Here is a 17820-nt window from a genome sequence, read left to right on the forward strand (position 1 = left end):
CTTCGCCAGCCAAATTCACCAGCCGGGACCCAATCATGCAATCTCTCGTGACTTTTGCGCGTCGCGTCAGCATCGCTCCGACGCTGCTGGCCTGTATCGCGCTGTTCATCCTGATGGTGATGACCTTTTTTGACGTCATCCTGCGGTCTGTCTTCAACGCCCCGATTGAGGCGGCGACTGAGCTGACACGTATTCTCATGGCGATCATGGTGTTTTCGGTTCTGCCGATGATCTCAGCCGGAAAGGGTCAGATCGCCGTCGACCTTACGGACGGAGTATTTTCCCGCTTGCGGCTGAGCCGAGCGCGTGACGCTGTTGTATATATTGTGTCGGGCGTGATGCTCATCTGGCCGATCAAACGCGTCTGGATTCTTGCCGAGCGCGCACGGGACTATGGCGATGTGACTGAATACCTGTCGATCCCGGTATTCTATGTCGGCTGGTTCATCGCCGGGTTCACTGCGATCACGGCCATGGCGATGATTGTCACGGGCCTAATTACTATCTTCTCCCCCCAATCCTTGTCGGAGACCTCTCAATGACCGCCGCACTTATCGGTTTTGCCCTTGTTCTGGTGCTTGTACTGGTGCGTCTGCCTATCGTCTTCGCGATGGGTCTGGTTGGTACGCTTGGGTTCGCCTACGAACGTGGCGGCAGCATCTTTTCGGAGCGCGGCTTGAAGGCGGCGATGTCGATGGTGGGTCGGCAGATCACCGATACGGCACAGGATTACGGATTGTCGGTGGTGCCTCTGTTCATCCTGATGGGCCTGTTCGTGAACAAAGGCGGGCTCGCGCGCGAGCTCTATGCGGTATCCAACGCATTTCTTGGCCATTTCCGGGGCGGCATCGCCATGGCGACTGTCGCGGCCTGCGGCGGGTTCTCGGCAATTTGCGGGTCGTCTCTGGCGACAGCGGCCACCATGTCCAAGGTCGCGATGCCGGAAATGCGCCGGTATGGTTATGCGGATGAGCTTTCGACTGCGTCGATTGCAGCGGGTGGCACGCTTGGCATCCTGATCCCGCCCTCGGTGATCCTGGTCATATATGGCCTGCTGACGGAAACCTCGATTGGCAAACTGTTTGTTGCGGGCATTATCCCCGGTGTGCTTGGCATTCTGTTTTATCTTTTCGCGGTGCGCTGGACCGTCTGGCGCAAACCAGAGGCGGGACCGGCAGGCGAACGCCACGGTTGGGTCGAGCGCCTGAGGGCCTTGCGCTCGGTCTGGGCCGTGTTGCTGCTGTTCTTTCTGGTCATTGGCGGGCTTTATGGTGCCTTCGATTTTCAACCGCTGAACCTGACCTTCAGCCCGACCGAGGCGGCGGGGATGGGGGCCATGGGCGCCTTTTTGATTGCCTTGTCGCGCGGCGGGCTTAGCCTGGGTTCAACATTCGAGGTTTTGAAGGAAACCACCGCGACCGCTGCGGCCCTGTTCTCGGTCCTGATCGGGGCGCAGATATTTTCGAACTTCATCAACCTCGCCGGTTTGCCCGAAGCGCTGATCGCCATGGTCACAGCGTATGACGTTGCACCCTTTGTGGTGATCCTGATGATCCTTGGCATCTACATCATTTTGGGGTGTGTTTTTGAATCCCTGTCGATGCTACTGCTGACCGTGCCGATCTTTTTTCCTCTGGTCACATCGCTGGGATATGACCCGATCTGGTTCGGCATTGTTGTGGTCGTCGTCACCGAAATCAGCCTGATCACCCCGCCCGTGGGACTGAACGTGTTCATTCTGAAGGGTGTGGTCGGGGATGTGTCGACCGGGACGATCTTCAGAGGCGTCACGCCGTTTTGGATCGCAGATATCTTTCGGCTGGCCCTGATCGTTCTGGTGCCCTGGCTTGTGCTGGTTCTGCCGGAACAGATGGGGGCGATGGGCCACTGATGTTTGCGCTGACCAAGCTGCCTGACGGGTTCCACGATGATCCCTATCCTACCTATAGGGCGCTGCGTGAAGATACGCCCGTCTGCCTGCAACCCGATGGGTCGGTGATCCTGTCACGACATCAGGATCTGGACATCATCTATCGGGACACAACGCGGTTCATTTCGGACAAGAAGGCCGTGTTTGGCCCCAAATACGGGGTGGATAGCCCATTGTTTGAACATCACACCACCAGTCTTGTGTTCAATGATCCGCCCCTGCACTCGCGTGTCCGCAAGGTGATGGTGGGCGCGATGAACCCGCGCGCTTTGGCGCAGATGGAGCCGGGTCTGATTGAACTTGTCGACGGGCTGTTGGATCAAATGCAGGCCAAGGGCACAGTTGAGTTGATCGAGGATTTTGCCGGGGCGATCCCGATCGAGATCATCGGCAACCTGCTGGGCATCCCTCGGTCCGAGCGTGAGCTGTTGCGTGAGTGGTCCTTGGCCATTCTCGGGGCGTTGGAACCGCAGCTGACGCCCAAGCAGGAAGATTGGGGCAACCGCGCAGTCCGCGAGTTCAAAGCCTTTTTGCGCGATATCATCGACGACCGCAGGGCCAACCCGGGCAACCCGGAGACCGATGTTTTGACCAGGTTGATACAGGATGACACCGAGGGCGGCCTGACCGAGGTTGAACTGTACCAGAACTGCATCTTCATTCTGAATGCCGGGCATGAGACCACGACAAACCTGATAGGCAACGCTTTGGATCTGTTGGACCGCCACAGGGATAAGCGGACCGAGCTGTTGGTTAATCCAGACCTGATTTCCACCGCAGTTGACGAGTTTCTGCGTCTGGAAAGCCCGAACCAGTTCGGCAATCGCCTGACCACTGAAGAGGTGGAATTTCACGGACATGTCATTCCAGCAGGAACCGATCTGCATCTTTGCATCGGCGCGGCCAACCGCGATCCGCGACAGTTTGATTACCCCGATGACATGATGTTGGATCGCCGTCCCAACAAGCACCACGCGTTTGCGGGCGGACCGCATACTTGCGTTGGTCTGACCTTGGCCCGGATGGAAGGTCGAGTTGCCGTTAGCCGGTTTTTGAACCAGTTCCCTGATTACCAGATCACGGAAAGTGCTCAGCGTGGGGGGCGTATCCGGTTTCGGGGGTTCGCCCACCTGCCCGCGCAGGTTTGAACTAGCCGCGCTGCTCGTTCTGAAATTTATTGACCGACCGTACGGTTAATAATAAGATATCGCAAACCCCCACGCGCTAGCCCTGCCGCGAGTAAGGAGAGACCTATGACGATCCAACAGATTTCAAGTTTTGCTGCGGGCGAGTGGATTGCGCCGGGGGCAGGTGCTCGCAACATCGCAAGCGCGGTGACGGGAGAGGTGATCGCAACAGCCGGAAACAACGCCTTGGACGTTCAGGGAATGCTGCATCATGCGCGCAATGTTGGTGGTCCTGCGCTGCGCAAGATGACGTTTCACCAGCGGGCCAAGATGCTCAAGGCGCTGTCTGTTCATCTGGGCAAGCACAAGCAGGCGATGTACGATCTGTCCTTCAATACCGGCGCAACCCAGGCGGATCATCTGATCGACATTGACGGCGGTATTGGCACGATGTTCGTCTTTGCCTCAAAAGGGCGGCGCGAGATGCCGGACGGGCATGTCTATCTCGACGGCGAGGTCGAGCAGCTTTCGCGAAATGGCACCTTTCTGGGGCAACATATTTGCACCCCGTTGAAAGGTGTTGCGATCCATATCAACGCTTTCAACTTTCCGGTCTGGGGCATGCTGGAAAAGCTGGCTCCGACTCTTCTGGCGGGGGTTCCGGCCATCGTCAAACCGGCCACAAATTCCTGCTATGTGACCGAGCTGTGCGTTCGGCTGATGCTCGAGTCGGGCATATTGCCCAACGGTGCATTGCAACTGGTGTCAGGCGGGCTGGGCGACATGCTCGATCGCCTGACCATGCAGGATGTGGTCAGCTTTACCGGCTCGGCGGATACGGCGCTGAGGCTGCGCGCGAACCCCGTAATCCTGGAAAATTCGGTCCGGTTCGTGGCGGAACAGGACAGCTTGAACTGCTCGGTCCTGGGCCCTGATGCCGCGCCGGGAACGCCCGAATTCGATCTGTTCGTCAAAGAGGTTCAGCGCGAGATGACCACCAAGGCGGGTCAGAAATGCACTGCCATCCGCAGGATCATCGCGCCCGAGCCGCATGTGCAGGCCGTTATTGAGGCGCTGTCCGAGCGTTTGGCAAAGACCACCATTGGGGATCCGAAACTGGAAACCACCCGAATGGGTGCGCTGGTCTCGGCCAGTCAGAAGCGCGATGTTTTGGAGAAGGCCGCGATTATAGGGCACGAGGCCGAGTGCGTCTTTGGCAATCCGGACGACTTCGTGGTCGATGGGGCCGATGCGGATAAGGGCGCCTTTCTGCCACCGATGCTGTTCCATTGCAGCGATCCCGATGCCGCGAAACGTGTGCATGATACCGAAGCCTTTGGGCCCGTCAGTACAATCATGGGCTATCGCGATACCGACCACGCGATTGAGCTGGCGAACCGAGGGCAGGGGTCTCTGGTGGCCTCAGTCATCACACATGATGCTGATGTTGCCCGCAAATTTGTTATGGGGGCAGGGGCCTATCATGGGCGGCTCTATTTCAACAACCGAGACTCGATGAAAGAATCCACAGGCCATGGCTCTCCTTTGCCGCATATGGTCCATGGCGGTCCCGGCCGTGCTGGCGGCGGCGAGGAAATGGGCGGTGTGCGCGGTGTGATGCATTATATGCAACGTACGGCGATTCAAGGATCGCCGGACATATTGACAGCTATTGGCGAGAAATGGGTGCCGGGTGCAGCCGAGGTCAATGCGCCAGCCCATCCATTTACACGCCGCTATCACGATCTGGCCATTGGTGAGACGATCCACACCGCACCGCGGACCGTGACCATGGAAGACATTGAACACTTCGCCGAATTCACCGGCGACACCTTCTATGCTCACATGGATCAGGCCGCGGCTGAGCGTAACCCGTTCTTTCCGGGCCGGGTCGCACATGGATATCTTTTGCTGTCTTTCGCGGCGGGTCTTTTTGTGGAACCGAACGAGGGGCCGGTCCTGGCCAATACTGGGCTCGATAACTTGCGCTTTATGAAACCGGTAGAGGCAGGCGACAGCATCAAGGTGCGCCTGACGGTCAAAAAGAAAACCCGCCGCAATGATGAATATGGCGAGGTGCGCTGGCATGTCACCCTGACCCAACAAGATGATGAGCCTGTGGCCGAATATGAGCTGCTGACCATGGTGGCCTACTAAGATTCTTGGGCCGGATGGTAATTCGATCTGGCCCGATTATACTTGCCGTATGAAAGATTCAGCCCCTGATTGGTTTGAAACCTGCGTTAGCCATCTAACCTCTGAGGGTACGCAACGGGTGTGGTCCGTGCTGGTGACGATATTCGGTGATCTGGCGCAGGAAGAAACAGATCAGATAAGTGGTGCGGTGATCACCGCACTGACCAACCTTGCCGGGATCAAGGCCGAAGCCACGCGTGTTGCCCTGCATCGGCTGCGCAAGGATGGCTGGATCGAAAGCACCCGCAAAGGGCGCAGCAGCTTTCACCGCCTGACCGCGTTTGGCCGTCATCAGAGTGTGACCGCCGCACCGCGTATCTATGCCAAGGAAACGCCGGAACCCGGCCTCTGGCATGTACTTATCGCCAGCAATTCGGACTCATCGCGCAAGGAATTGGCTGACCTGATGCTGACTGGGGACTACATCTCTCTCAATCCCGCAACGTCGATGGCTCCGGGTCAGGTTCCGGCGGGTCTTGAAGAGCTGATGGGCGTGGAAAGCAACGCTATCTCTGTTCCTGGCTGGCTTCGGGATCTCTGCGGGCCAGAGGCGTTGAAAGCCGCCTATGATCGGTTCTTGAGATCGACACAGATCATCGACCAAGAGATGCCATCCGAGGGGGCGGGCGACCCGATGAAGACGGCCATTCTGCGTGTCCTGATCGTGCATAATTGGCGTCGTATTGTTCTGCGCCATCCCGCCTTTCCTGCGGCGTTTCTGCCCGCTGACTGGAAAGGCCCTACATGCCGGGCGGCTGTATCTCAGTTGTTGGAAAAACTGCCGCGCCCTGATTTGGAATCCTTGGAAGCCGAGCTGGACAACTAGGTTTTCTTTAGCGTCACCTATCTGATCCGCCCGATGCTGGTCATTCGGCGATCATTGCGGCGTTTCTCTCGCGCCAAATGTTACAAAAAAACTAGAAAAGAAAAAGAACTCGTAACATAAAGCTTGCCTCGAATCGATGGACGCCCTAAAAACCGACCATGCGGTCAATGATACAGATCAGCACCTACAGGAGAACTAAGTGATGGACGCATTCATTTGCGACGCGACGCGCACTCCGATTGGGCGATATGGGGGGGCTTTGTCGTCAGTCAGGACAGATGATCTGGCCGCGATTCCATTGGCCGCCCTGAAAGAGCGCAACCCGCAGGTTGATTGGGCCAGCGTTGATGATGTGATCTATGGCGATGCCAATCAGGCGGGTGAAAGCAACCGCAATGTGGCGCGGATGGCGGCCTTGTTGGCTGGATTGCCGGTTGATGTGCCCGGAACAACAGTGAACCGATTGTGCGCCAGTGGAATGGATGCGGTTGGAATGGCAGCGCGGGGCATCAAGGCGGGCGACTATGATCTGGCTGTGGCCGGCGGCGTCGAAAGCATGTCGCGGGCGCCCTTTGTGATGCCCAAGGCGACCTCGGCCTTTACCCGCAGCAATGCGGTCTATGATACGACGATCGGCTGGCGCTTTGTGAACCCGAAGATGAAACAGGCCTATGGCATCGACTCGATGCCGCAAACGGCCGACAATGTGGCCGAAGACTTTGGTATCAGCCGCGATGACCAAGATGCTTTTGCGGCGCGCAGTCAGGCCCGATGGGCCGCCGCGCACGAGGCAGGTCTGTTCCGGGATGAAATCACCCCGGTCACGATCCCGCAACGCAAGGGCGATCCGATCATTGTCGAAACGGATGAACATCCGCGCTCGGATGTGACCGTGGACAAACTGTCTGGTCTCAAAGGTGTCAACGGGCCGGACAAGACGGTGACCGCTGGCAACGCCTCGGGCGTCAATGACGGCGCTGCGGCCATTTTGATGGCCAATGAGGCGGCAGCGTCAAAGAACGGCCTGACCCCGATGGCCCGGGTCGTGGGCATGTCTGTCGCCGGGGTTGAGCCGCGTGTCATGGGCATTGGCCCGGTTCCGGCTAGCCGCAAAGTTTTGGCCCGCGCCGGGCTGAGCATCGAGCAAATGGACGTGATAGAGTTGAATGAGGCCTTCGCGTCACAGGGTCTGGCGACACTGCGCGAACTGGGCCTGCCAGACGACGCGCCGCAGGTGAACCCGAATGGGGGCGCGATTGCCATTGGCCACCCGTTGGGCATGTCCGGCGCAAGGTTGGTTATGACCGCGGCCTATCAGTTGCGGCGCACGGGCGGGCGATACGCGCTGTGCACCATGTGTGTTGGCGTCGGTCAGGGCGCAGCGCTTATTCTTGAACGCGTATAGGGGAGATGACGGGACATGTATGCTCAGATGGTTAAGTCCGAGGCGACACAGGAAGATCCTGCAAAGCTTGCTGCCTTTCAGGCGCGCATCGACGCTGACGAAAAGATCGAACCCAAGGATTGGATGCCCGAAGGCTATCGCAAGACGCTGATCCGCCAGATCGGCCAGCACGCCCATTCCGAAATCGTTGGGCAACTGCCCGAGGCGAACTGGATCACGCGGGCACCCACGCTGGAACGCAAGGCGATCTTGTTGGCCAAGGTTCAGGATGAGGCCGGGCATGGTCTGTACCTTTACTGCGCCGCCGAAACGCTGGGTGTCAGCCGGGATGAGATCACCGAAATGCTGCTGGACGGGCGCATGAAATACTCGTCCATCTTCAACTATCCCACCCTGAACTGGGCAGATGTTGGTGCCGTTGGCTGGCTGGTGGATGGCGCCGCGATCATGAATCAGGTGCCATTGCAGCGTACGTCTTACGGTCCCTATTCACGCGCCATGATCCGCATCTGCAAAGAAGAGAGCTTTCATCAGCGTCAGGGCTATGACGCCATCCGCAAGATGGCCGAAGGCACGCCGGACCAGAAACGAATGGCGCAGGACGCTTTGAACCGCTTTTGGTACCCATCGCTGATGATGTTTGGACCGTCTGACAAGGACTCGGTGCATTCGACGCAGTCGATGAAATGGAAGATCAAGATGAACACCAATGACGAGCTGCGTCAGAAATTCGTCGATCAGACTGTGCCACAGGCCGAGTATCTGGGCCTGACCATCCCTGACCCAAAGCTGAATTGGAACGACGATCGCGGCCATTATGATTTCTCTGAACCGGACTGGTCTGAGTTCTTCGATGTCATCAGTGGCAATGGCCCCTGCAACACCGACCGGCTGGCCGCCCGAAACCAAGCCTGGGACGACGGCAAATGGGTGCGCGACGGGCTGATGGCCCATGCCGAAAAGAAACGCTCTGGCACAGTGGCTGCCGAATAAGTCGACCCTGAGGAGGAAACCCGATGAAAAACGAATGGCCCCTGTGGGAAGTCTTTATCCGCGGTCAGCATGGTATGAGCCACCGTCACGTCGGCTCGTTGCATGCCCCGGACGCGGAGATGGCCATAAAGAACGCGCGCGATGTCTATACCCGCCGCAACGAAGGTGTGTCGATCTGGGTGGTCGAGGCGAATAATATCTCGGCCTCCTCGCCCAGCGACAAGGGCCCATTATACGAGCCCAGCGAAAGCAAGGTCTATCGTCACCCGACCTTTTTCGACATCCCCGATGAAGTGGGGGCCATGTGATGGACCGGGACACGGCATTTGTACAATTCCTTCTACGGATGGGCGACAACGACCTGGTCCTTGGCCATCGCGTCAGTGAATGGTGCGGCCATGCGCCGGTGCTGGAAGAGGATATCGCACTGGCCAACACGGCCTTGGACCTGATCGGGCAGACTCAGATGTGGTTGGGTCTGGCGGGGGAAATCCAAGGCGGCAAAACTGCTGACGATCTGGCCTTCCTGCGCGATGCCTGGGATTTCCGCAATGTGCTACTGGTCGAGGTTCCCAATGGGGATTTTGGCCGGACCCTGATGCGCCAGTTCCTGTTCGATGCATGGCATTCCATCATGCTGGGACGCTTGCTCAACTCTACGGATGACCGTGTCGCGGCCATTGCCGCGAAAGCCAGTAAAGAGGTGGCTTATCACCTGGAACGCTCGGGCGACACGGTGGTTGGTCTGGGGGACGGAACAGCGGAAAGCCACGCCCGGATGCAGTCGGCTCTGGACTACCTGTGGCCGTATGTCGGCGAGATGTTCACCAGCGACGAAGTTGACGCCGAGATGGTCGCGGCGGGCATTGCGCCGAACCCCGCGGATCTGCGCGCGGAGTTTGACACTTTGGTGGAGCGGATCCTGACCGAGGCGACCTTGACGATCCCGGAAGGCGCGTTTGCCCATAAAGGTGGGCGTGACGGGCGGATGCATACGGAACATCTGGGTCATCTGTTGACACAGATGCAGTGGCTGCAACGCGCCTATCCCGAAGCAAGCTGGTAACGCCGATGGATCGGGCATCGACCAAACAAATCTGGGAATGGCTGGATGCTGTTCCTGACCCTGAAATTCCGGTGATTTCGGTGGTCGATCTTGGCATTGTGCGCGATGTGCAGTGGCAGGACGAGACGTTGAAGGTGACGGTCACTCCAACCTATTCCGGCTGTCCGGCAACATCCATTATCAGCCTGGATATCGAAACCGCCTTGCACGATCGCGGGATCAGTGACGTGCAGATCGAAACCAGCATCGCCCCGGCCTGGACCACCGACTGGCTCAGCGAAAAGGGCCGGGCACGGCTGGAAGACTATGGCATTGCCCCACCGCAACCGGCGGGCGGCCCGGATCGCTGTCCACGCTGCGGTAGCACAGCGGTCGAGAAGGTCAGCCAGTTCGGTTCGACCCCTTGCAAGGCGCATTGGCGATGCACCGACTGCCTGGAACCATTTGACTATTTCAAGTGCATCTGAGGAGGACCACCGGATGGCACGTTTCCACGACCTGAAAGTCACAGATATCCACAAAACCATTCGCGATGCGGTGGTGGTGACACTGGAACCTGTGAACGGTGTTGCTGATCAATTCGATTTCACCGCCGGTCAATATCTGACATTTCGTCGCGAATTTGAGGGCGAAGAACTGCGCCGGTCCTACTCGATCTGCGCGGGCAAGGAAGAAGGCGTGCTGCAGGTTGGCATCAAACGTGTTGAAGGCGGCGCCTTTTCCGGATGGGCGAATACTGAACTGAATGTCGGCGACATCGTCGAGGCCATGCCGCCGATGGGCAGCTTTCATACTCCGATAGATGCGGGTGCGGAAAAGCAATATCTGGGCTTTGCAGGGGGCTCGGGGATTACTCCGGTCCTGTCGATCCTCAAAACGACCCTCGCACAGGAACCGCAATCACGCTTTACCCTTATCTATGCCAATAAGGGCATCAACACGATCATGTTCCGCGAGGATCTCGAAGACCTCAAGAACCTCTATATGGGTCGCCTCAACGTGATCCACGTTCTTGAGACGGATTCACAAGAGATCGAGCTGTTCACTGGTTTGGTGACCCAGGAAAAATGCGCAGAGTTGTTCAAACATTGGGTCGATATCGACCATGTCGACACCGCATTTATCTGCGGCCCGGAACCGATGATGCTGGGCATTGCCGCCGCGCTGCGCGAGCACGGTCTGGATGACGGCCAGATCAAGTTCGAGCTGTTCGCCAGCGCTCAGCCCGGACGGGCCAGAGCCAAGCCGGTCTCGGCCGATGCAGCCACGCAGGGCAATCAAAGCAGCGCGTCGATCACGCTGGACGGATCCACCCAGACCGTGACCATACCCAAGGACCAGTCCATTCTTGAGGCCGCCCTAGCAAACGCCATGGATGCCCCGTTTGCCTGCAAGGCGGGTGTCTGTTCGACCTGCCGCTGCAAGGTGCTTGAGGGTGAGGTCGAGATGCTCGCCAATCACGCGCTGGAAGATTACGAAGTGGAAAAAGGCTATGTGCTAAGCTGCCAGGCCTATCCGGTAACAGACCGCGTGGTCGTCGATTACGACCGGTAGAAAGGGGGCAGATATGTCCGATTCAATGACACTCGACAGCTATCTGGCCGCAGGCGGTGTTCTGACCAACCCATCGAATGTGCCGCCTCGCTATCGGGCCGAGCTGATGAAGCTGATGGCGACTTTTGTCGACAGCGAACTGGCCGGGGCCGCCGGGTTCGCCGACATCATCAATCAGGGACCGGGGATCAAGGAACGGATCGCCGCCGCAAAGATCGTGCTGGAAAAGTCAGATCACGCAAATTGTGTTCTCAGCATCATGGGCGAATTTGGCGCAGATACCGAACGCTATGCCAATCACCATCCTTGGACCATGCGCTTGTCGCGGGATGCGGATATCGGGGCCACCCGGTCCGAGCATGACATGCGTCTGGCGGTGTTCAACTATCCTCTGTCCGGCTGGACAGACGCTGTGGTCATGAACCTGCTGATGAGCCGCGCGGTGGCCGAACAACTGGCCGAGTATTCCACCATCTCGTATCAGCCTCTGGCCGAAGCCTTCCGATCCATCGCCCCGGTCGAGGCGCATCATGGCGAGCTGGCATTGGAAGGGGCGGTCAAACTGATCGAGAACGGCGCGGCGGACGACATGCAGAACTCGGTCACTTACTGGTGGCCTCGGGTTGCGGTGTCCTTCGGCGGCGATGACCCGAAACGGTTCGAGCTGTTGAAATCAATGGGCCTGCGTCGCAACACAAACAGCGCATTGCAGGACCGTTGGGGCCAGACAATGGCTGCAACTCTGGCAACGCTTGGCCTCAAATCGCCTGCTTGAACGAAAGCGCCCTAGGCGGACACCCTTCACGCTCTAGGCAAAGAGCCGTCCGAACTGAGGGTTGAGGTCCTCAATGCCGGCCAATCGAAGCATATGCCAGGCAAGCGCCTGATTGCTGGAAATGACTGGAATCCCGATCTTTTCTTCTGCCTGAACAATGACGTCAAGGCATCGCAGGTTCGTGCAAGAGACAATGACAGCATCGCAGGGCGCTTGAGCCGCGACCTTTTCAATAGCGTCAAGGATCGACCCTTCTGTGATCCGCGCAACAACGCGATCATTTCCTTCCTCGAACGACCCGAAACCTGCGATTTCGAAACCGGCCTGTTCCAGCTTTGTGCGCATCCCAGCGGAAACTTCGGGAATATAGGGGGTGACGAAGCCCAATCGTCGGGCTCCTAAATGCTGACCGGCAGCGATGATTGCCGCCAACGGATCTGTCACACGTGCATCCGGGCAGACCGTCTTTATCACCTTGGCCACATTCTCGGACCCGATCACGGTCGAGGCCGAGGTACAGCCAAATCCGATTGCATCAAAGCTGAGCGATGGTGGCAAAAGCCGTGCCGTCGCAGGCAAGTCCTGTTCCATCCGTGCCAATGTGTCGGGTCGGATTTCGGGCACCATCGGAATCCGGCTGTGATAGAGCGCGACACCAGCTAGGCGCATGATCCGAGAGAATTCGTTCTCTAACGTCTCGTCAGTCTCAAGAACAATCACACCCAGATTGGCGCGGGTGCCAATGCCTTCGTCTGTTTCGAAATCAAGCTTCATGATTGGCCTCAGATGATTGGTAGTTCGGGCGCGGCGCGTTTGGTCAAAAGCTCTGCCCCACTTGCACGTATGACGATGTTCTCTTCGTGCACCATGACCCGACCGTCTCCATAACCAAGCGATGGTTCAAGGGTCAGTACCATATTTTCGGTGATCTCAGTTGTATCCCAACTGGTGTGTGAGGGCCATTCGGTCAGCTGCATGCCAAGCCCATGACCCAGCCTGCCGACGTCACCACCCTGATCGTCGAGCTCAGCGATCACCTTCTGCATCGCTAGAAACAATTCTCGGCAAGTCGCTCCGGGGCGAGCTGCGGCGATTCCGGCCTCAGTCGCGCGCCAAAGAACATCATATGCACCGCGTGAGGCGTCATCGGCGTGGCCAATGGCCCAATTCCGATCGAAGTCGCAAAAATACCCGTCCCAGTTGGAACCGGTGTCGAGCATCAGCACATCGCCGCGCGCCAGTGGTCGGCGGGACGGGGGCGAGATGACGTCGTGATAGCCGCCCGTATCCGCACCGCCGACCAAATACGGAACATCATCGGCACCCTGCGCCAGCCCTTCGCGCCGAAAGGAGCGGAAAACATCCTCAAGCGGCTGCCCTTCGCGGGCGATTTCGGGCACCCGCTCAAATGTGCGCGACCCGATTGAGCAGATATAAGAGAGCTTTTCGATCTCGGCCTCGGATTTCACCATTCGCAAGCCTCGGACGATCTCGGTCGCGTCAGTGATCTTTAGTCCGTTCAGGCCCGCGATCAGCCGCTCATAATCGCCAAGGGGCATCCGTAAATGGGTTTCGTGCCCCTTCATCAATCCAACGGTTTCACCACGGCTGGCATGTGGCGCCAGCAGATCGGTCAACAGCCCGATACCGTCATCCTTTGGTGCAGGTGCGCCCCAGGTGCGGATATCTGTGACCCAGGTTCGCCGCATAAGGTCTGCGCCGATCTCAGGGATGATTGCGATGGGCTTGCCGGTTGCCGGGATGAACAGGAACCATGGGCGGGTCGGGCTTTGCCAAAACAGCGTGTGGAACCCGCTGAAATAGCGCACATCCGGTTCAGTTGTCAGCAATATGCCCGCCATACCGGTTTCGGCCATCTTTGTCTGCGCCGCTGCGGTACGCGTTGCGAATTCTTGTTGGTCAAAACCGCGTCGTGGGGCGTTCATGACTTTTGATCCTTTCGCAGGGGCAACCGGTCCTGAACCAATCGGGCCCAGAATTCAGCTCCGATCGGCAGCAGTTCATCATTGAAATCATAGTCAGAAGCATGGAGCGGTTGGCCATGTGGCCCGGTCTCGCCATTGCCCAGCAACAGGAAACATCCTGGCACGGCGGCCGAAAACTGGGCGAAATCCTCAGAAAAACTCATCGGTGCCCGATCTTTGATCAGGTCACAACCGGCGGCTTCGGCTGCGCGATATACCGCAAGGGCCGGGGTGGCGGCGTTGATGGTCTCGACGAACTGCGTATCAAAGCTGACCGATGCTTGAATGCCATGTGCTGCCGCAATCCCTTCGGTGATCTGGCGCATGAAACCTTCGATGGCGTTGCGGTCCTCGGGCGATCTGGCGCGGAAATCTCCTTTGAGAGTGGCGTTGCCCGGCAAGACGTTTCGCTGGCCGTCCGTCAGGAATTCGGTCACGGACACTACCGCGCCAGAGGCGGGCGCAAGCTTTCGAGCCACCACGGTCTGCAATGCCACCACAATCTCGGACCCTACGGTAATTGCATCAACGCCGGTTTGTGGCATCGAGGCATGACCGCCCTGGCCTTTAACCGTGATCTCGAACAGGGTTTCACTGTTACAGATAATACCGGCGCGGGTCGAAATCTGACCGGCTGGAGCCCCTGGCAAATTGTGGATTGCATAGATTTCTTCGACCGGAAATTGCTCTAGCACACCGTCGTCGATCATCGCGCGCGCGCCCAGGCCGTGCTCTTCGTTTGGCTGGAATAGAAAAACAACCGTACCATCAAAGGTAGGTTCTTTCGCCAGACGCTCTGCCGCCCCAAGCAGCATGGTTGTATGTCCATCGTGGCCACAAGCATGCATCACACCGGGTGAGGTCGAGACATAGTCATGGGACGAGGTTTCGGTGATTGGAAGCGCATCCATGTCAGCACGCAGGCCAATGGCTTTGTTGCCACCGCCGGATCGAAGCACACCGACAACGCCTGCGCCTTCGTGCACTTCGATCCCAAGGGCGCGCAGCCGTTCAGCGACAACCGACTTGGTCCGCGCCTCTTGAAAGCCCAGTTCCGGGTGCCTGTGCAAATCCCGCCGAAGCGCGATCATACGGTTCTCTAAATCGCTCATTTCTTCATCCGCGTGTGAGTTGCATCGGTTCTACAGGATAGGGCTGCGTGTTTCGCATCAAATTTCCGACCCTAAAGCAGAAAAAATTGCACAAAAGCGCCAAGTTCAGATCGGAAGTTCCAGACCAATCTTTGTACGGTCCATCGCGACGGATGTGCGAAATCTGCGGACATTCGAGTTATCGAAAAACAAGCGATGGGTCAGGTCCTCGAAATCCTCCATGTCCTGCGCGACGCAGATAAGAACAAAGTCGGCATCACCGGTCACATAATAGCATTGCTGAACTTGCGGCTCGTTCCTGGCGCGTTTTCGGAACAGATCGAGTTGCTGAAGCGATTCCCGGTCAAGTTCGACCAGAACGATGAAGGTCATCTTATAGTCAAAGCGCGACGGGTTGAGCACCGCGACCTCTTTCAGGATCAGCCCGGAATCTCGCAACCGCTTGAGCCGCCGCTGCACCGAGGGAACTGAAAGACTGCATTCTTGCGCCAGCTGTTCCAGCCCGATTCGACAATCCCTTTGCAGGGTTCTGAGGATTATCGTGTCTGCATCATCAAGTTGTTGGTTCATGAAAAATCCTCGCGATGGAAGAGGCAGGTTTGAAACATATTATCGAGATTAGGGTCAAATACGATAAATAGAAATAGGTCGGTCATGCACAATCTCTGCACATGGAAAAAGCGGATGAAAAATACATGATAGCGACCGACGACCTAAGCTTCGCCCCGGATTTCGTCCGTGCGCAGGAGTTTTTTCAGGGGCAAGAGACCTATGCTGTATCGCCGCTGATTGAAATCACGGGGCCGGATGGTCAGAGCATTCTGGCCAAGAACGAGACAGAGCGTATGGGGCTTGGCGCCTTCAAAGCTTTGGGGGCACCCTATGCGGTTGCACGCCTTCTCGAGGATGCATGGCACGAGAATACAGGTGAAACGCTCTCCTTCACGCGGATGAAGGATGCCGATTTTCGAGAATTCGCATCTAGCCACACATTCGTCTGCGCAAGTGCAGGCAACCACGGAATGGGCGTTGCGGCGGGGGCGCGGGCGATGGGTGCAAAGGCGCGAATTCATCTGGCGCAGACCGTACCGCAAGGGTTCGGCGACCGTCTTAGAACCTTCGGTGCCGAGGTTGTCCGTTCGGGCGATGTTTATGACGAAAGCGTCGCCGCCGCTATTGCTGACGCCAAAACCACCGGTGCCACGCTTTTGGCCGACGGAACCTGGCCTGGTTACACCGAGATTCCGAAACTGGTGATGGAGGGCTATTGCGTCATCGCCGAAGAGTTGCGCGCGCGGTTCGAGGCCTCGGGGCAGTGGCCTACGCATGTCTATCTGCAGGCCGGTGTCGGTGGGTTGGCCGCTGCAATGTCGCATATGATCCGTCTGAACTGGGCGGAACAACCTGAACTGATCGTTGTCGAACCCGGCGCTGCGTCCTGTTTGCGGGCCAGTCACTTGGCCGGACGGGCCACCCGCAGCGATGGGCCGGATTCGAATATGGGTCGGCTTGACTGCAAGGCACCGTCGATCGTGGCCTGGGATGTGCTCGAGCGCTGCGGCGTGAGCTACGAAACCCTTTCCGAAGAAGAAGGCCAGGCAGCCGCAGAAGCTGTCACAGCACTTGGAATCGCGACCACGCCGTCAGGCGCGGCCGGTTACGGCGCCCTGTGCAAGAGAACCAACCAACAGGCGAGGACGCAGGAATTACGTCCTCTTGTCATCATCTCAGAAGGGCTCGCATGAGCGGGCAAGAAAGGACTAACAGAATGACATCCATTTTTAGCAAGCTGATAACCTCGGCGGTTTTCGCGGCAGGTCTGTCGACTGCTGCCTTTGCGGACACCTGGAAATTCGCCTCGGAAGAGGACAAAGGCGACGTACAGGATATCTTTGCACAGGCCTTCGCCGAAAGTGTCAAAGAGCAGTCCGATGGCGACATCAAAGTGCGTATCTACTACTACGGTCAGTTGGGTACCGAGAACGATATTGTCGAGCTGACATCTAAGGGTACGGTCCAGTTCGTATCTGTTGGCACCGGTCATCTTGGATCTTATGTGCCCGAGGCACAGGTTCTTGATCTGCCCTATGTTCTGGGCGGTGATATCGACGTGATCCGCGAGGTTCTGACCACCAGCCCGACCATCTATGAAGACCTCAGCGAGAAATTCGAGAAGGTGAACCTCAAGCTGCTCACTATGATCTCGGAAGGCGACATGGCCTGGGGCGCCAACAAGGCGATCCGCAGCCCGGCGGATTTTGAAGGCCAGAAAATCCGTACCTTCACCTCGACCATTCCGGTGGAAACCTTCAAGGCGTTTGGCGCCAACCCGACTCCTTTGTCCTGGGGCGAGGTCTATGGCGCGCTGCAGTTGAAGACCGTCGATGGCATGGTGAACCCGATCTATTTCATCTACAACGCCAAGTGGCATGAGGTTCAGGATTACCTGATCTTCCCGGGCCAGCTTCCTTACGTCGGCACCGTTTCCACCAACAGTGAATGGTTCAACGGTCTGCCCGCGGATCAGCAAGAGATGGTCAAGAACGCCATCGCCGAGGGCGAGCAGGCTGCGCATGATTATCAGATCAAGATCAATCTGGAAAACATGGACAAGATCAAGGCCGAGCGCCCCGATCTGCAGGTCATCGTCTTGACTGAGGACGAGCGCGCTGTCTTTGAAGCCCAAAGCGCCACATTGCATGAAACATTCTTCGATGTGGTCGAAAACGCCTATGACGACGCCGAGAAACCTGCGGCCCGCGCGCAAGCCCAGAAGATCCTCGACGGCCTGCTTAACGAGGTGAGCAATGCGTCGCAATAAAAGCTGACATCACTGAAAGGCGCGGCGTCT

18 protein-coding genes are annotated in these 17820 nt (G+C 57.8%); 14 read left to right on the forward strand and 4 right to left on the reverse strand.

Annotated features, from left to right (window positions below):
* Window positions 1–35 precede the first annotated feature (35 nt).
* The 12 genes from AC2FIP_RS09955 (at window position 36) to AC2FIP_RS10010 (ending at window position 11872) form a co-directional block, all read left to right on the forward strand.
* Window positions 36–542: a TRAP transporter small permease gene (locus tag AC2FIP_RS09955; protein ID WP_496691527.1), complete on the forward strand. Its 507-nt coding sequence runs from the start codon at window positions 36–38 to the stop codon at window positions 540–542.
* Window positions 539–1891, forward strand: a complete 1353-nt coding sequence (locus AC2FIP_RS09960; protein ID WP_496693796.1) for a TRAP transporter large permease — start codon at window positions 539–541, stop codon at window positions 1889–1891. Before AC2FIP_RS09955 ends, AC2FIP_RS09960 begins: the two co-directional genes overlap by 4 nt.
* Complete coding sequence (locus AC2FIP_RS09965; protein WP_496786220.1) at window positions 1891–3078, forward strand: cytochrome P450; 1188 nt, start codon at window positions 1891–1893, stop codon at window positions 3076–3078. The genes AC2FIP_RS09960 and AC2FIP_RS09965 overlap by 1 nt, the downstream gene beginning before the upstream one ends.
* Window positions 3079–3183: 105 nt before the next feature.
* The gene (gene paaZ, locus AC2FIP_RS09970; protein ID WP_496786223.1) at window positions 3184–5214 is read left to right on the forward strand and encodes a phenylacetic acid degradation bifunctional protein PaaZ; all 2031 of its coding nucleotides are present in this window, start codon (window positions 3184–3186) and stop codon (window positions 5212–5214) included.
* Between the two features lie 127 nt (window positions 5215–5341).
* On the forward strand, window positions 5342–6079 hold the full coding sequence (locus AC2FIP_RS09975) for a PaaX family transcriptional regulator C-terminal domain-containing protein (protein ID WP_496786225.1): 738 nt from the start codon (window positions 5342–5344) through the stop codon (window positions 6077–6079).
* 202 nt (window positions 6080–6281) lie between these two features.
* Window positions 6282–7484 (forward strand): 3-oxoadipyl-CoA thiolase, encoded by a 1203-nt coding sequence (gene pcaF, locus AC2FIP_RS09980; RefSeq protein ID WP_496786227.1) that lies wholly within the window; start codon window positions 6282–6284, stop codon window positions 7482–7484.
* Between the two features lie 15 nt (window positions 7485–7499).
* Complete coding sequence (gene paaA, locus AC2FIP_RS09985) at window positions 7500–8477, forward strand: 1,2-phenylacetyl-CoA epoxidase subunit PaaA (protein WP_496698310.1); 978 nt, start codon at window positions 7500–7502, stop codon at window positions 8475–8477.
* A gap of 23 nt (window positions 8478–8500) precedes the next feature.
* Window positions 8501–8785 (forward strand): 1,2-phenylacetyl-CoA epoxidase subunit PaaB, encoded by a 285-nt coding sequence (gene paaB / locus AC2FIP_RS09990; protein ID WP_142639870.1) that lies wholly within the window; start codon window positions 8501–8503, stop codon window positions 8783–8785.
* Entirely contained in the window at window positions 8785–9543 is a 759-nt protein-coding gene (gene paaC, locus AC2FIP_RS09995) for a 1,2-phenylacetyl-CoA epoxidase subunit PaaC (protein WP_496786229.1), read from the forward strand. The genes paaB and paaC overlap by 1 nt, the downstream gene beginning before the upstream one ends.
* Window positions 9544–9548: 5 nt before the next feature.
* Window positions 9549–10010, forward strand: a complete 462-nt coding sequence (gene paaD / locus AC2FIP_RS10000) for a 1,2-phenylacetyl-CoA epoxidase subunit PaaD (protein ID WP_496786231.1) — start codon at window positions 9549–9551, stop codon at window positions 10008–10010.
* Window positions 10011–10023: 13 nt separating this feature from the next.
* Window positions 10024–11097 carry a 2Fe-2S iron-sulfur cluster-binding protein gene (locus AC2FIP_RS10005; protein WP_496786232.1) on the forward strand — a complete coding sequence of 358 codons (1074 nt, stop codon included), beginning with the start codon at window positions 10024–10026 and terminating at the stop codon, window positions 11095–11097.
* A gap of 13 nt (window positions 11098–11110) precedes the next feature.
* Window positions 11111–11872 carry a Phenylacetic acid catabolic protein gene (locus AC2FIP_RS10010; protein ID WP_271949049.1) on the forward strand — a complete coding sequence of 254 codons (762 nt, stop codon included), beginning with the start codon at window positions 11111–11113 and terminating at the stop codon, window positions 11870–11872.
* A gap of 33 nt (window positions 11873–11905) precedes the next feature.
* On the opposite strand, the gene AC2FIP_RS10015 is transcribed toward AC2FIP_RS10010, so the two are convergent.
* The 4 genes from AC2FIP_RS10015 to AC2FIP_RS10030 form a co-directional block, all read right to left on the reverse strand.
* Window positions 11906–12646, reverse strand: a complete 741-nt coding sequence (locus AC2FIP_RS10015; protein WP_496786234.1) for a maleate cis-trans isomerase family protein — start codon at window positions 12644–12646, stop codon at window positions 11906–11908.
* Between the two features lie 8 nt (window positions 12647–12654).
* Window positions 12655–13818, reverse strand: coding sequence for a M24 family metallopeptidase (locus AC2FIP_RS10020; RefSeq protein ID WP_496786235.1), 1164 nt, complete (start codon window positions 13816–13818; stop codon window positions 12655–12657).
* Entirely contained in the window at window positions 13815–14969 is a 1155-nt protein-coding gene (locus tag AC2FIP_RS10025; RefSeq protein WP_496786237.1) for an amidohydrolase, read from the reverse strand. The genes AC2FIP_RS10020 and AC2FIP_RS10025 overlap by 4 nt, the downstream gene beginning before the upstream one ends.
* A 105-nt stretch (window positions 14970–15074) precedes the next feature.
* Window positions 15075–15539 carry an Lrp/AsnC family transcriptional regulator gene (locus AC2FIP_RS10030; protein WP_271949042.1) on the reverse strand — a complete coding sequence of 155 codons (465 nt, stop codon included), beginning with the start codon at window positions 15537–15539 and terminating at the stop codon, window positions 15075–15077.
* Between the two features lie 125 nt (window positions 15540–15664).
* Here AC2FIP_RS10030 and AC2FIP_RS10035 point away from each other — a divergent pair, with 125 nt between their 5' ends.
* Both AC2FIP_RS10035 and AC2FIP_RS10040 read left to right on the forward strand, forming a co-directional pair.
* On the forward strand, window positions 15665–16714 hold the full coding sequence (locus tag AC2FIP_RS10035; protein WP_496786238.1) for a pyridoxal-phosphate dependent enzyme: 1050 nt from the start codon (window positions 15665–15667) through the stop codon (window positions 16712–16714).
* A gap of 23 nt (window positions 16715–16737) precedes the next feature.
* Window positions 16738–17790: a TRAP transporter substrate-binding protein gene (locus AC2FIP_RS10040; protein WP_282021791.1), complete on the forward strand. Its 1053-nt coding sequence runs from the start codon at window positions 16738–16740 to the stop codon at window positions 17788–17790.
* Window positions 17791–17820 lie beyond the last annotated feature (30 nt).

It is taken from the genome of Ruegeria sp. CDSB114 (genome assembly GCF_059611025.1).

Coding starts and splice junctions, on each gene's coding strand:
- AC2FIP_RS09965 (WP_496786220.1), top strand. CDS start 1,891: ATGTTTGCGCTGACCAAGCTGCCTGACGGGTTCCACGATGATCCCTAT.
- AC2FIP_RS10010 (WP_271949049.1), top strand. CDS start 11,111: ATGTCCGATTCAATGACACTCGACAGCTATCTGGCCGCAGGCGGTGTT.
- AC2FIP_RS10005 (WP_496786232.1), top strand. CDS start 10,024: ATGGCACGTTTCCACGACCTGAAAGTCACAGATATCCACAAAACCATT.
- AC2FIP_RS10025 (WP_496786237.1), bottom strand. CDS start 14,969: ATGAGCGATTTAGAGAACCGTATGATCGCGCTTCGGCGGGATTTGCAC.
- AC2FIP_RS10035 (WP_496786238.1), top strand. CDS start 15,665: ATGATAGCGACCGACGACCTAAGCTTCGCCCCGGATTTCGTCCGTGCG.
- pcaF (WP_496786227.1), top strand. CDS start 6,282: ATGGACGCATTCATTTGCGACGCGACGCGCACTCCGATTGGGCGATAT.
- AC2FIP_RS09955 (WP_496691527.1), top strand. CDS start 36: ATGCAATCTCTCGTGACTTTTGCGCGTCGCGTCAGCATCGCTCCGACG.
- AC2FIP_RS10040 (WP_282021791.1), top strand. CDS start 16,738: ATGACATCCATTTTTAGCAAGCTGATAACCTCGGCGGTTTTCGCGGCA.
- AC2FIP_RS10015 (WP_496786234.1), bottom strand. CDS start 12,646: ATGAAGCTTGATTTCGAAACAGACGAAGGCATTGGCACCCGCGCCAAT.
- paaD (WP_496786231.1), top strand. CDS start 9,549: ATGGATCGGGCATCGACCAAACAAATCTGGGAATGGCTGGATGCTGTT.
- paaB (WP_142639870.1), top strand. CDS start 8,501: ATGAAAAACGAATGGCCCCTGTGGGAAGTCTTTATCCGCGGTCAGCAT.
- AC2FIP_RS10020 (WP_496786235.1), bottom strand. CDS start 13,818: ATGAACGCCCCACGACGCGGTTTTGACCAACAAGAATTCGCAACGCGT.
- AC2FIP_RS09960 (WP_496693796.1), top strand. CDS start 539: ATGACCGCCGCACTTATCGGTTTTGCCCTTGTTCTGGTGCTTGTACTG.
- AC2FIP_RS10030 (WP_271949042.1), bottom strand. CDS start 15,539: ATGAACCAACAACTTGATGATGCAGACACGATAATCCTCAGAACCCTG.
- paaC (WP_496786229.1), top strand. CDS start 8,785: ATGGACCGGGACACGGCATTTGTACAATTCCTTCTACGGATGGGCGAC.
- paaZ (WP_496786223.1), top strand. CDS start 3,184: ATGACGATCCAACAGATTTCAAGTTTTGCTGCGGGCGAGTGGATTGCG.
- paaA (WP_496698310.1), top strand. CDS start 7,500: ATGTATGCTCAGATGGTTAAGTCCGAGGCGACACAGGAAGATCCTGCA.